General features: G+C 59.4%; 17 protein-coding genes. 10 read left to right on the forward strand and 7 right to left on the reverse strand.

The window, feature by feature from the left end:
• Positions 1-2: 2 nt before the first annotated feature.
• The 10 genes from rplO to FLQ03_RS05450 all read left to right on the forward strand — a co-directional run bounded on the left by rplO (position 3) and on the right by FLQ03_RS05450 (position 6962).
• Positions 3-437 carry a 50S ribosomal protein L15 gene (gene rplO, locus FLQ03_RS05405; RefSeq protein WP_144372261.1) on the forward strand — a complete coding sequence of 145 codons (435 nt, stop codon included), beginning with the start codon at positions 3-5 and terminating at the stop codon, positions 435-437.
• Between the two features lie 10 nt (positions 438-447).
• Positions 448-1764: a preprotein translocase subunit SecY gene (secY, locus tag FLQ03_RS05410; RefSeq protein WP_144372262.1), complete on the forward strand. Its 1317-nt coding sequence runs from the start codon at positions 448-450 to the stop codon at positions 1762-1764.
• A 20-nt stretch (positions 1765-1784) separates the two neighbouring features.
• Positions 1785-2003 carry a translation initiation factor IF-1 gene (gene infA / locus FLQ03_RS05415; protein ID WP_144372263.1) on the forward strand — a complete coding sequence of 73 codons (219 nt, stop codon included), beginning with the start codon at positions 1785-1787 and terminating at the stop codon, positions 2001-2003.
• A 35-nt stretch (positions 2004-2038) separates the two neighbouring features.
• Entirely contained in the window at positions 2039-2152 is a 114-nt protein-coding gene (gene rpmJ / locus FLQ03_RS05420) for a 50S ribosomal protein L36 (protein ID WP_011137711.1), read from the forward strand.
• A gap of 68 nt (positions 2153-2220) precedes the next feature.
• Complete coding sequence (gene rpsM / locus FLQ03_RS05425; RefSeq protein ID WP_144372264.1) at positions 2221-2583, forward strand: 30S ribosomal protein S13; 363 nt, start codon at positions 2221-2223, stop codon at positions 2581-2583.
• An 18-nt stretch (positions 2584-2601) separates the two neighbouring features.
• Positions 2602-2997 (forward strand): 30S ribosomal protein S11, encoded by a 396-nt coding sequence (rpsK, locus tag FLQ03_RS05430; RefSeq protein ID WP_017507353.1) that lies wholly within the window; start codon positions 2602-2604, stop codon positions 2995-2997.
• 18 nt (positions 2998-3015) lie between these two features.
• Positions 3016-3636: a 30S ribosomal protein S4 gene (gene rpsD, locus FLQ03_RS05435; RefSeq protein ID WP_144372265.1), complete on the forward strand. Its 621-nt coding sequence runs from the start codon at positions 3016-3018 to the stop codon at positions 3634-3636.
• Between the two features lie 23 nt (positions 3637-3659).
• Positions 3660-4643, forward strand: coding sequence for a DNA-directed RNA polymerase subunit alpha (locus FLQ03_RS05440; protein WP_144372266.1), 984 nt, complete (start codon positions 3660-3662; stop codon positions 4641-4643).
• A 23-nt stretch (positions 4644-4666) separates the two neighbouring features.
• Entirely contained in the window at positions 4667-5059 is a 393-nt protein-coding gene (gene rplQ / locus FLQ03_RS05445) for a 50S ribosomal protein L17 (RefSeq protein ID WP_026107677.1), read from the forward strand.
• A 376-nt stretch (positions 5060-5435) separates the two neighbouring features.
• Positions 5436-6962 carry a methyl-accepting chemotaxis protein gene (locus FLQ03_RS05450; RefSeq protein WP_240802203.1) on the forward strand — a complete coding sequence of 509 codons (1527 nt, stop codon included), beginning with the start codon at positions 5436-5438 and terminating at the stop codon, positions 6960-6962.
• A 130-nt stretch (positions 6963-7092) separates the two neighbouring features.
• Here FLQ03_RS05450 and lnt read toward each other — a convergent pair whose 3' ends face one another.
• From lnt to miaB, 7 genes are read right to left on the reverse strand one after another with little or no spacing between them, the layout of a single operon-like run.
• The gene (gene lnt, locus FLQ03_RS05455) at positions 7093-8604 is read right to left on the reverse strand and encodes an apolipoprotein N-acyltransferase (protein ID WP_144372268.1); all 1512 of its coding nucleotides are present in this window, start codon (positions 8602-8604) and stop codon (positions 7093-7095) included.
• A 1-nt stretch (position 8605) separates the two neighbouring features.
• Positions 8606-9442, reverse strand: a complete 837-nt coding sequence (locus FLQ03_RS05460) for an HlyC/CorC family transporter (protein WP_144372269.1) — start codon at positions 9440-9442, stop codon at positions 8606-8608.
• A 7-nt stretch (positions 9443-9449) separates the two neighbouring features.
• The gene (gene ybeY / locus FLQ03_RS05465; RefSeq protein ID WP_144372270.1) at positions 9450-9959 is read right to left on the reverse strand and encodes an rRNA maturation RNase YbeY; all 510 of its coding nucleotides are present in this window, start codon (positions 9957-9959) and stop codon (positions 9450-9452) included.
• Positions 9940-10908 (reverse strand): PhoH family protein, encoded by a 969-nt coding sequence (locus tag FLQ03_RS05470; RefSeq protein WP_144372271.1) that lies wholly within the window; start codon positions 10906-10908, stop codon positions 9940-9942. The genes ybeY and FLQ03_RS05470 overlap by 20 nt, the downstream gene beginning before the upstream one ends.
• A gap of 5 nt (positions 10909-10913) precedes the next feature.
• Positions 10914-11249: a hypothetical protein gene (locus FLQ03_RS05475; protein WP_144372272.1), complete on the reverse strand. Its 336-nt coding sequence runs from the start codon at positions 11247-11249 to the stop codon at positions 10914-10916.
• A 2-nt stretch (positions 11250-11251) separates the two neighbouring features.
• Entirely contained in the window at positions 11252-11542 is a 291-nt protein-coding gene (locus FLQ03_RS05480; RefSeq protein WP_144372273.1) for a YciI family protein, read from the reverse strand.
• 43 nt (positions 11543-11585) lie between these two features.
• The gene (gene miaB / locus FLQ03_RS05485) at positions 11586-12920 is read right to left on the reverse strand and encodes a tRNA (N6-isopentenyl adenosine(37)-C2)-methylthiotransferase MiaB (RefSeq protein ID WP_144372274.1); all 1335 of its coding nucleotides are present in this window, start codon (positions 12918-12920) and stop codon (positions 11586-11588) included.
• Between the last annotated feature and the right edge of the window lie 51 nt (positions 12921-12971).

Raw genomic sequence — 12971 nt, forward strand, 5'->3', positions numbered from 1 at the left:
AAATGTTGCTGAATACCATTAAGCCGGGCGCAGGTGCCAAGCACGCTAAGCGTCGCGTTGGCCGTGGCATCGGTAGCGGCCTGGGTAAAACCGCTGGTCGTGGTCACAAAGGTCAGAAGAGCCGCGCTGGTGGCTTCCATAAAGTAGGCTTCGAAGGCGGTCAAATGCCGCTGCAACGTCGCCTGCCGAAGCGTGGCTTCAAGTCGCTGACTGCTGGCAACGTAGCTGAAGTTCGCCTGTCCGAACTGGCGCTGCTGCCGGTTGGCGAGGTTGACCTGCTGGCATTGAAACAGGCTGGCCTGGTACACGCTCAAGCTCTGGGCGCCAAGCTGATCCTGTCCGGTACTGTTGATCGTGCCTTCACCCTGCGTGGCGTTACTGCTACCGCTGGTGCTAAAGCTGCGATCGAAGCTGCTGGTGGCAGTTTCGTAGAATAAGGCGCAATCCGTGGCGAATACTTCTCTAGTTGGAAGCACCAACAAGTTTGGTGATCTCAAGCGCCGTATCATGTTTCTGGTCGGTGCGCTGATTGTTTACCGCATCGGTGCTCACGTACCTGTGCCGGGCATCAATCCTGCAGAACTAGCGAAGTTGTTCCAGTCGTCGCAAACGGGCCTCCTGGACATGTTCAACATGTTCTCGGGGGGCGCCTTGCAGAGATTTACGGTGTTTGCTCTTGGCATCATGCCGTACATCTCTGCGTCCATCGTTCTTCAGTTGGCATCGGAAATCGTGCCGACGCTCAAACAGCTGAAGAAAGAGGGCGATGCGGGACGTCGCAAAATAACCCAGTACACCCGCTATGCAACCTTGGCTCTGGCAACTTTTCAGAGTTTTGGTATCGCAGTGATGCTGTTTAAGCAACCCAATCTGGTTATTGTGCCGCAGCTGGAGTTCTATGTAACGACAGTTGTCACGCTGGTAACCGGTACCATGTTCCTGATGTGGCTCGGTGAGCAGATTACGGAACGCGGTTTGGGTAACGGTATCTCCCTGATCATCTGTGCCGGTATTGCGGCAGGTGTTCCGTCTGCGATCGGCAAGACCCTGACTCTGACCAGTCAAGGCTCCTTGCCTATCCTGCTGGTAATTGCGCTGTTTGTGGCAGTTATCGCGGTAACCTACCTGGTTGTATTTGTGGAACGTGGCCAGCGCAAAGTTCTGGTGAATTACGCCAAGCGTCAAGTCGGCAACCGTGTTATGCAGGGTCAGAGTACCCACATGCCGCTGAAGCTGAACATGGCCGGTGTGATTCCGCCGATTTTTGCTTCGAGCATCATTCTGTTCCCGGCAACGGTTTTGGGTTGGTTCGGTAATACCGAAGGTCTGGGCCTGCTGAAGTCCATTGCGGACAAGCTGCATCCTGGTCAGCCGGTATACGTGCTGCTGTACGCTGCGGCAATCATTTTCTTCTGTTACTTCTATACCGCCTTGGTGTTCAACCCCAAGGAAACGGCAGATAACCTGAAGAAGAGTGGGGCTTTCATCCCAGGCATCCGCCCGGGTGAGCAGACTTCCCGTTACATCGAGAAGATCATCCTCCGCCTCACATTGATTGGTGCGATCTACATCACACTTGTTTGCTTGATGCCTGAGTTCCTTATTCTTAACTGGAACGTTCCCTTCTACTTCGGCGGTACATCGCTGCTGATTATGGTGGTGGTAACGATGGATTTCATGGCTCAAGTACAGTCGTATGTTCTTTCCCATCAGTACGAGGGCCTGCTCAAGAAAGCTAACTTCAAGAGTGGCGTCAGCCGCTAAGGTAAACGGTAACTGGCTTTATGGCGAAAGAAGATACTATCCAGATGCAGGGCGAGGTCCTGGAAACGCTGCCTAACGCAACTTTCCGGGTCAAGCTCGAAAATGGACACGTTGTTCTCGGTCACATCTCCGGCAAGATGCGTATGCACTACATCCGTATTTTGCCCGGCGACAAGGTCACGGTCGAAATGACTCCTTACGACCTGTCGCGTGCCCGTATCGTGTTCCGTGCGAAGTAATCGCACTTGCTCTTTTCAGATAGAAAGGAACTGAAATGCGTGTACAACCTTCGGTAAAGAAAATTTGCCGTAACTGCAAAATCATTCGTCGCAATCGTGTTGTACGAGTGATCTGCACTGATCCGCGTCACAAACAAAAACAAGGCTAACATTTGTTAGCCGGATTTTGTCGTGTTACAATCGCAACCTTTTCAAGCTTAAGGCTTAAGGAAAGAGAATGGCCCGTATTGCAGGGGTAAACATCCCCAATCATGCGCATGCTGTTATCGGCCTGCAGGCTATCTACGGTATCGGTGCTACCCGCGCGAAGCTCATCTGTGCTTCCGCTGGTATCAATCCTTCCTCCAAAGTGAAGGATCTGACCGAAGCCGAGATGGAGTCGCTGCGTGTAGAAGTCGCCAAGTTCACCGTTGAAGGTGATCTGCGTCGCGAAATTACCATGAGCATCAAACGTCTGATGGACATGGGTTGCTATCGTGGTTTCCGCCATCGTCGTGGTCTGCCGTGCCGTGGCCAGCGCACTCGTACCAATGCCCGTACCCGCAAAGGTCCGCGCAAGGCTATCGCCGGTAAGAAGTAATTTTAAGGAACACAGATAATGGCTAAAGCAAACACAGCTGTCCGTGTACGCAAAAAAGTACGCAAGTCTGTTAGCGACGGTATCGTGCACGTGCACGCTTCCTTCAATAACACCATCATTACCATCACTGACCGTCAGGGAAATGCTTTGTCTTGGGCTACCTCCGGTGGTGCTGGCTTTAAAGGCTCGCGTAAAAGTACACCCTTTGCCGCTCAGGTAGCTGCAGAGCACGCTGGTAAAGTTGCCCAAGAATACGGTGTTAAGAACCTGGAAGTACGCATCAAGGGCCCAGGCCCGGGTCGTGAGTCTTCTGTTCGCGCCCTGAATGCGCTGGGTTTCAAAGTGACCAGCATCTCCGACGTGACGCCCGTTCCGCACAACGGCTGCCGTCCTCCCAAAAAACGTCGTATCTAATTTCGGAGAGTCTGAGAAATGGCACGTTACACCGGCCCTAAATGTAAACTGGCTCGTCGCGAAGGGACCGATCTCTTCCTGAAGAGCGCCCGTCGTGCACTGGATACCAAGTGCAAACTGGATACCGCACCTGGCCAGCACGGCGCTAAGAACACCCGTCTGTCGGACTTCGGTGTTCAACTGCGTGAAAAACAAAAAGTACGCCGCATCTACGGTGTTATGGAGCGTCAGTTCCGTAAATACTTTGCAGAAGCTGCGCGTCGCCAAGGCTCCACTGGTGAAAACCTGCTGAAGATCCTGGAAGCTCGTCTGGATAACGTTGTTTATCGCATGGGCTTCGGTTCTACCCGCGCAGAAGCTCGCCAACTGGTTAGCCACAAAGCGATCACCGTTAATGGCGTTGTAGTGAACATCCCGTCTTACCAGGTTAAAGCTGGTGATGTGGTTGCTGTTCGTGAAAAGGCCAAGAAACAGGTTCGTATTCAAGAAGGTCTGGCTTTGGCTGAGCAGATCGGCTTCCCGGCTTGGGTTGCCGTTGACACCAAGAAGATGGAAGGTGTCTTCAAAACTGCTCCTGAGCGTTCCGAGTTGTCTAGCGATATCAACGAACAACTCGTTGTGGAATTCTACTCCAAGTAATCGCTAGCTCTTAAGGAATGACTATGCAAAACAGCGCTTCGGAATTTCTGAAACCGCGACTGATCGATGTGCAGCCTGTTTCGGCTACGCATGCTCGTGTGTCGATGGAGCCGTTCGAGCGAGGCTACGCCCACACTCTGGGTAACGCCCTGCGTCGCATCCTGCTCTCGTCCATGCCGGGTTATGCTCCGACCGAAGTAACAATCGCTGGCGTTTTGCATGAGTATTCCGCTCTTGACGGTGTTCGGGAAGATGTCGTTGACATCCTCCTGAACCTGAAGGGCGTAGTGCTTAAGCTGCATGGTCGTGACAGCCTGATCCTCTCTCTGAAGAAAGAGGGTGAAGGTCCTGTCCTGGCTGGTGACATCGAACTGCCGCACGATGTAGAAGTGATCAACCCTGATCACGTTATCTGCTATCTGTCCGCTGGCGGTAAAATCGATATGGAAATCAAGGTTGAGAAGGGCCGTGGCTACCAGCCGGTAGCTTCCCGCGTCAACCATGACGACAATCGTGCGATTGGCACCATCCAGCTTGATGCTTCCTTCTCCCCGGTGCGCCGCGTCAGCTTCAATGTTGAAAGCGCCCGTGTAGAACAACGTACCGACCTGGATCGTCTGGTACTGGACATCGAGACCAACGGTGTGATCGAACCGGAAGAAGCGGTACGCCTGGCGGCCCGCATCCTGGTAGATCAGCTGTCGATCTTTGCAGACCTGCAAGGTACAGCAGTTGAGGAAGTCGTTGAGAAGGCGCCGCCGATCGATCCGATCTTGCTGCGTCCGGTCGATGATCTCGAACTTACTGTTCGTTCCGCCAATTGTCTGAAGGCCGAGAACATTTACTACATCGGTGATCTGATTCAGCGTACGGAAACCGAGCTGCTGAAGACCCCGAACCTTGGTCGTAAGTCGCTGAACGAGATCAAGGAAGTTCTCGCTTCTAAAGGCCTGACACTCGGCATGAAACTCGAAAACTGGCCGCCGGCTGGTCTCGAGAAGCCGTAAGTTTGGGATAAAAGGACACTACAATGCGTCATCGTAATAGCAATCGTAAACTGAACCGCACGAGCAGCCATCGCCTGGCGATGCTTCGCAACATGGCGAACTCGCTGCTCCGTCACGAAGTCATCGTGACCACCCTGCCGAAGGCCAAAGAACTGCGCCGCGTAGCCGAGCCGCTGATTACCCTGGGTAAGAAGCCGTCCCTGGCTAACCGTCGTCTGGCTTTCGACCGCACTCGCGACCGCGAAATGGTTGTAAAACTGTTCGACGTTCTGGGCCCGCGTTACGCTGCCCGTAACGGCGGTTACGTGCGTATCCTGAAGTACGGTTTCCGTCAGGGCGACAACGCTCCGATGGCACTGGTTGAACTGGTGGACCGTCCGGAAGGTGAAGTAGTTGTGGAAGAAGCTGCTGAGTAATCAGTTGCCCTCTCGAGAAAGCCAGCCTTAGGGCTGGCTTTTTTCATGTCTGCGACTTTTCGTGTCCGTTGCCGCTGTTGCTATGGTAAAAGCACGTTGCTGGTGCAGGGATAACCCTTGTTTGGTGCATTAAACCCGACTTTGTGTCGGGTTTTTTTGTTTAAGGGCATGACAAGCGCTCCCGTGCAGTTTAAATTGCTTGGTACAAATAAGCGGTTTTCAGCCGCCTGACTCGATAAAAATGCTGCACGGGAGTGATGGAATGCAAAACAAGGCAGGTTTGTCCCTGAAACGCAGGCTGCAGTTTCAGGTGGTATTGGTCGCGCTCATTCTCTGTATTCTGGGTGCGCTGTCTTTGGTGCACGAGCGTGAGACCATGCTGAAAGACCGCCATGACAAGGTGCGTAACCTGGTGGAGTCGGCGCTGACGGTAGTGAAAGCGTACGAAGACAAGGCGGCCAGTGGCCAACTGAGTGAGCCGGTTGCCAAACAGCAGGCGGCAGCCGTCCTGAATGCGATGCGCTACGACGAGCGTGAATATTTCTTTGCCTTCGATCGCGAATGGAACTGGGTGGCGCATGGCGCCAAAGCCGCCATGATCGGCAAGAACCTGAGCACGGTAAAGGATGCAGCCGGTCAGCCGCTGCAGCCGCTGTTCGCCACGGCCTTGCAACAGGGAGGTGGCAAAGGCATGGTCGAGTATGTGTGGGATAAACCAGGCTTTGATACGCCGCAAGACAAGGTTTCCTATCTGATGAGCAGTCCGAAGTGGGGCTGGGTATTAGGGACCGGTATTTATCTTGATGATGTGCAAAGCGGCTTCCTGCGCCAGGCTTATGTGTTGGTCGCCGAAGTGCTGCTGGCGATTGCGATCGTGATCGTGGTGGGCTACCTGATCCGACGCAACGTCATGCAACAGCTGGGCGGCGAACCTGCCCTGACGCGCGACGTAGTGCATCGTATCGCTCAGGGGGATCTGCACGTGCAGGTGCCGGTTGCTGCAGGGGATACCGACAGCCTGTTGGCTGCGGTGGCCAATATGCAACAACACTTGCGGGAACTGGTGGGCGGGATTGCTGGTAGCAGCCAGACGCTTAGTGGTATGGCAGGTAACATTGCGGGTACAGCCGCTGCGGTTGCCAGCAGTTCCGACCAGCAAAGCCACGCCGCCACCGAAATGGCGGCCTCCATCGAACAGATGACCGCCAGCATCAAGCAGATTGCCGACCTGGCCGAGCATGCGCGTGAGGTGTCTGCCCGCTCCGGGCAGCTGTCCAATCAGGGCGGCGAAGTGATCGCCAGTGCGGTAACCGAGATGCAGCGCATCAATGGCGCGGTGGATCAGGCCGCCGGCACCATTGGCGATCTGGTGAGCAAGACACAGACCATTTCTACCATCATGCAGGTGATCAAGGACATCGCCGACCAGACTAACCTGCTGGCGTTGAACGCCGCCATTGAGGCGGCGCGGGCGGGCGAGATGGGCCGTGGCTTTGCCGTGGTGGCCGACGAGGTACGCAAGCTGTCGGAACGCACCGCTGCCGCCACCCAGGAAATTGCCGGCATGATAGACGAGATCCAGGATGGCTCCGAAGCGTCGCGCCGCAATATGGAAGAGGCGGTTACCCGCGTCAAAGCCGGCCTGGCGCTGGCCGAACAGGGCGGCGAGGCGATTCACCAGATCCGCGATAGCGCCAATGGTGTGGTGGGGGTGGTGAAAGACATTTCGCAGGCCTTGGCCGAGCAGGGCCACGCCAGCGAGGAGATTACGCGGAATGTGGAGCAGATTGCCCAGGCGGCTTCCAGTAACGCGGCAGCCTCCAGCCAGTCGTCACAGGCAATTGGCGAGTTGAACGAGCTGACCCAGCGCTTGCGCGCCATGGTATCCCGCTTCCAGGTATAGCCGCTTCCCGTGCCAGTGGCTGCAAGCTGCGCGGTCACGTCCAAGCTGCAAATGTTGGCCGCATTGCCTGTCACAGGGCGTGCGGCCAACCTTTTGTGTGTTACGGGTTTGGATGTGTAGGCTGTGTGTTTTACTGCGAGCCAGTCGTGCGCTGCCGCCACCAGCCCCAGCCGCCGGCGAGTACCAACAGTGCCACGCATAGCAGCAGCACCGGCGCGTTGCCGTGGCGCATATAGGGCGTAAGCCCGCTGTGCCCCTGTACCGTGGCCAGCAGCGTCTGGCGGGTGTCTGGCGCGGCAGCGGCGATCAGTTCGCCGCGATGGTCGATGGCGGCGGTCATGCCGGTATTGGTGGCGCGCAGCATGGGGCGGCCGGTTTCCAGTGCCCGCGCCTGCGACAGCTGCAGGTGCTGGCTCATGGCGTGGCTCTTGCCGAACCAGGCCAGGTTGCTGACGTTGGCCAGTATGGTGGCGTTAGCCGCCGGGCCGATCAGTTCTTCGCCAAAGCCGTCTTCATAGCAGATGTTGAATGCTACTTTTTGCTGCCCGACCGTGAGGGGAGCCTGATTGTCACCGCCAGGCGTAAAGCCGGCCAATGGCATGTTCATGAAGCGGTACAGCCAGCCGGTGATGGCTGGCAGCGGGATAAACTCGCCAAACGGCACCAGATGATTCTTCGCATAGTAGTCCTGCGTCGGCTGGTTCAACGCGATGACGGCGTTGAGGTAGCCGCGGCCGTCGGGAGTGCGGCGTGGAATGCCGGTGACTAGCGTGGTGCGTTTGCGGTCGGCCACGCCGTTGACCATGGTCAGGTAGCCGGAGGGCAGGTCGTCCAGAAAAACCGGCAGCGCCGTCTCCGGCAACAAGGTCATGTCGGCGGCGGGGGCTTGCACCACCATGCGGTAGTAGGTGGCCAGGGTAAAGTCGAAGGTGGCCGGGTCCCACTTTAGCGCTTGCGGGATATTGCCTTGCAGCAGCGCCACCCGCATGGCCGGGCCGGCCGGTGTGGTCCAGCTTTGCTGTTGCAGCCAGGCCCCGCTGCCCCACAAGGCCAGCAACAAGCTGCCCAGCGCGGCACGGCGCGCGGTCTGCAAGCCAGCTTGGGGCAGCAGCCCCAGGATGCCGGCGCTGAGGGCGACCGCCAGCGTGACGGCGTGAATGCCGCCTACCGGCGCCAGGCCGGACAGTGGGCTTTCGGTAATCTGGCTATAGCCGATGGCGCCCCAGGGGAAGCCGGTCATGACCCAGCTGCGCAGCCATTCGCCCAGCGTCCAGGCCGCAGGGAACAGCAGCAGCCAGCGCACGGCGGGCCGGTCGTGCATGCGTACGCTCAGCCAGCTGGCCAGGCCCGGGTACAGCGCCAGGTACATCGGCAGCAGCAGCGTCATGGCACCCGCTAGCAAGGCCGGCATGCCGGCGATATCGTGCAGGCTGATGTAGATCCAGTAAAACTGGCTGGTATAGGCGGCCACGCCCCAGCTCCAGCCGATGCCGAACGCGCGTTGTGGCCAACGTTGCAACAGCAGTACCAGCACGGTCAGCGCCAGCAGCGCTACCCAGTACAGGCGGTGCGGCGCAAAGGCCAGTACCGTGCTGGCGCCGGCCAGCGCAGCCAGCAGGTAGAGGGCAAGGCGTTGCAGCATGTCAGTCCCGTTTGGCTGCGCGCCGTTCCACCAGCAGCGCGTGCAGGCGGCGGCTGTCGGCGCGGATGACGGTAAAGTGCCATTCGTCCAGCTGCAGGCCTTCGCCGCGGGTGGGTACGTAGCCCAGATTGGCCATCACCAGCCCGCCAACGGTGTCCACTTCGTCGTCGGGCAGCGCGCAATCAAAAAAGCTGTTGAAGTCGTCGATGGCGGTGGTGGCACGCACGCGATAGCGGCCGCCGCGTACCGGCACGATGTCTTCTTCCTGCTCTTCCTGGTCGTGTTCGTCGTCGATTTCGCCGACAATTTCTTCCAGCACGTCTTCGATGGTCACCAGGCCGGACACGCCACCGTACTCGTCCACCACGATGGCTAGGTGGGTCTTGCTGGCGCGGAACTCCCGCAGCAAGGCGTTCAGCGGTTTGCTTTCCGGTACGAAGATCACCGGGCGCAGCACCTTCTTCACGTCGAACTGCTCGGGGTGATGGAAGTAGCGCAGCAGGTCTTTGGCCAGCAGGATGCCCTTGATGTCGTCCTTGTCTTCGCCGATTACCGGAAAGCGCGAGTGGCCGGTTTCGATCAGCTGAGGCAGCCATTGCTCGATGCTGTCTTCCAGCTTCAGCACGCTGATCTGGCTACGCTGCACCATCACGTCGCGCACGGTCTGTTCCGAGAACGACAGCACGCCCTCGATCATCGACAGCGCTTCGGCGTCCATCAGGTTGCGCTCAAAAGCCGCATGCAGCTGCTCGCGCAGTTCTTCACGGTCTTCCGGCTCGTGGGTGAAGCGGTTCAGCAGGCGTTCAAACCAACTGGCGGTTTTACTGGGGTCGTCCATGGCTGGATCAGGCTTTCTCGGCGGCGTAAGGATCGGCATAGCCTAACTTGGCAAGGATGACGGTTTCAAGCGCTTCCATGACCTCGGCTTCGTCATCCTGCTCGTGATCAAAGCCTTGCAGGTGCAGCATGCCGTGTACGGTGAGGTGGGCGTAGTGCGCTTCCAGCGTCTTGCCTTGCTCGGCGGCTTCGCGTGCCACCACCGGCGCACAGAACACCAGGTCGCCGAACAGCGGCATGCCGGCCACCGTGTCGCCTTCGTTCAGCGCGAACGACAGCACGTTGGTGGCGTAGTCCTTGCCGCGGTAATCGTGGTTGAGCTGGCGGCCTTCCGCCTCATCCACCACCAGCAGCGACACCTGCGCGTGCTGGTGCTGGCGTTGCAGTGCAGCCTGGCACCAGCGGCGCCACAGTTTGCCTTCCGGCAACGCTTGTTCGGTTTCCAGGCGGTCTTCCAGGGTCAGGTCGAGGCGGGCCGCCTGGCGCTGCAGGAAGGGGTTACGTTTCGCTTGTTTCATCGTATTTGGCTTGATAACGGTCGTAGGCGTCGACGATCTTCTGCACCAGCGGGTGGCGCACCACGTCGTCACTCTGGAAATGATGGAAATGGATGCCGCGTACCTTGCCGAGGATGCGCTCCACCTCGACCAGGCCGCTCTTCTGGTGGCGCGCCAGGTCGATCTGGGTTACGTCGCCGGTAATGACGGCGCGCGAGCCGAAGCCGATGCGGGTGAGGAACATCTTCATCTGCTCCGGCGTGGTGTTTTGCGCTTCATCCAGAATGATGAAAGCGTTGTTCAGCGTGCGGCCGCGCATATAGGCCAGCGGGGCGATCTCGATCAGGTTTTTCTCGAACAGGCGCGCCACCTTGTCGAAGCCCATCAGGTCATACAGCGCGTCGTACAGCGGGCGCAGGTACGGGTCTACCTTCTGTGCCAGGTCGCCGGGCAGGAAGCCCAGCTTCTCACCGGCTTCCACCGCCGGGCGCACCAGCACGATGCGCTTCACCGCGTCGCGCTCCATGGCGTCTACCGCACAGGCGACGGCCAGGTAAGTCTTGCCGGTACCGGCCGGGCCAATGCCGAAGGTGATGTCGTGGCCGAAGATGGCCTTGATGTAGGCGCCCTGACGCGGCGTGCGGCCTTTGAGGTCGCGGCGGCGGGTGGCCAGCTGCGGCGTGTCGTCTTCCTCGCCCTGCGGGTTGCGCTGGCGGGCTTCCACCAGCCCCAGCTGCACGTCGCGGATGCCGACATCGCGTTTTTCGGCCATGTCGTAGCAGCGCAGCAGCAGTTGCAGCGCAGCGTCGGCTTGCTCGCCGCGCAGCGTGAACTGCTCGCCGCGCCGCTGGATGCCGACATCGAGACCGGTTTCGATCTGCTTCAGGTTTTCGTCCAGCGCGCCGCACAGACGGGCCAGACGATCGTTATCGACGGGGGTGAAGCTATGGGTAACGGTGGTTTCGTTCATGGACGCTAGGGTGTGGTTGGCGGGCATTGACGCTGGCGCTGCAGGGCTTGCAGACGAGCCAGCTGCTGTTGCAAGGCCTGGATGCGGTCGTCGTCCAGCTTCGGGGTGCCGATCGGCAGGCCAAAACCGACGCCGATGCTGCCGTGGCTGCCCACGGCGCCGCCCAGGCCGATGTTCAGTGTAACCGGCGGCCGCGGGTTTGTGCGCTCGGCGGCCAGCAGTTTGGCGGTGCGGCCAACTTCCCGCGCCAGCGCCGGGCAGTCCAGCGTGGCCGGGTCTGGCGGGCTCAGCGTACTGCAGGCAGCCAGCAGCAGCGGTAGCAGCAGGGCGATGTGGCGCATGATCAGGCTTCGCGCAGCATGGCCAGCTCGGGGCTGGTCATGCCGGGCTGAAAGCGGGTGATGTCGTAGCGGGCTACGCCGTGCTGCCAGAACGGGTCTTGCGCCAGCCGGGCGCGCAGCACGTCTTCCGGCATGTCGCGCGCCAGGATCACGCCACCGCTGCGCGGCACCTTGCGGCCCGATGCCAGCAACAGGCCGTCGGCGTAGGCGGCCTGCAGCCAGGCGACGTGGCCGTCCAGCAGCGCATCGATCTGCGCCAGCGGGGCGGTGTAGTGCAGGCTGATCACGTACATGGCGGCTTCCGGTAAGCCCGGCGGCCAGGCCGCCGGGGCAGGCTCAGACGTGTTCGACGGTGAGCACCTCGCCACCCAGCGAATGCGGGAAGGCTTCGGTGATCACCACGTCGATCATCTGGTTGATCAGGCGCGGCTGGCCGTAGAAGTTGACCACGCGGTTGTTGGCGGTACGGCCAGCCAGCATGGCGGGGTCTTTCTTGGAGATGCCTTCTACCAGGATGCGCTGCACGGTGCCGACCATGCCCTGGTTGATCTCGAAGCCCTTGGCTTCGATCACTTCGTTCAGCGCTTCCAGGCGACGCACTTTTTCCTTGTGCGGGGTGTCGTCCGGCAGGTTGGCCGCGGGGGTGCCCGGGCGCGGGCTGTAGATGAACACGAAGCTGAAGTCGAACTCCATGTCCTTCACCAGCTTCAGCGTCTGCTCGAAGTCGGCCTCGGTCTCGCCCGGGAAGCCGACGATGAAGTCGGATGACAGGCACAGGTCGGGGCGCAGCGCGCGCAGCTTGCGGATGATGGACTTGTATTCCAGGCCGGTGTAACCGCGCTTCATCGCGGCCAGCACGCGGTCGGCGCCACTTTGCACCGGCAGGTGCAGGTGCGAAACCAGCTTGGGCAGCTTGCCGTAGCAGTCGATGATGCGCTGGCTGAACTCGCGCGGGTGGCTGGTGGTGAAGCGCAGGCGCTCGATGCCCGGAATTTCGTGTACGTATTCCAGCAGCGTGGCGAAGTCGGCGATCTCGCCGTCGGCCATGGCGCCGCGGTAGGCGTTGACGTTCTGGCCCAACAGGGTGATTTCCTTCACGCCCTGCATCGCCAGGTTGGCCACTTCGGTCAGCACGTCGTCAAACGGGCGCGATACTTCCTCGCCGCGGGTGTACGGCACCACGCAGAAGGTACAGTACTTGGAACAGCCTTCCATTACCGACACGAAGGCCGCGCCGCCTTCCACCTTGGCCGGCGGAATGTGGTCGAACTTCTCGATCTCGGGGAAGGAAATATCCACCTGGGCGGCGCCGCTTTGCTGGCGGCTCTTGATCAGGTCCGGCAGGCGGTGCAGCGTTTGCGGGCCGAATACCACGTCCACGTACGGTGCGCGTTTGACGATGGTGTCGCCTTCCTGGCTGGCCACACAGCCGCCCACGCCGATGATCAGGTTGGGGTTGGCTTCTTTCAGCGGCTTGATGCGGCCCAGATCGGAAAACACCTTCTCCTGCGCCTTTTCGCGCACGCTACAGGTGTTGAACAGGATGACGTCCGCCTCTTCCGGGTTGTCCGTCTTGATCATGCCTTCGCTGCTGCCCAGTACGTCTGCCATCTTGTCGGAGTCGTACTCGTTCATCTGGCAACCGAACGTCTTGATGTAAACCTTTTTCATGCGGGTATCTGCAAAAAAGAGAAGGCCAGCTCACCCCGGCCGGAACCCTCC

The organism is Vogesella urethralis, from assembly GCF_007644045.2.
Lineage (GTDB): Bacteria > Pseudomonadota > Gammaproteobacteria > Burkholderiales > Chromobacteriaceae > Vogesella > Vogesella urethralis.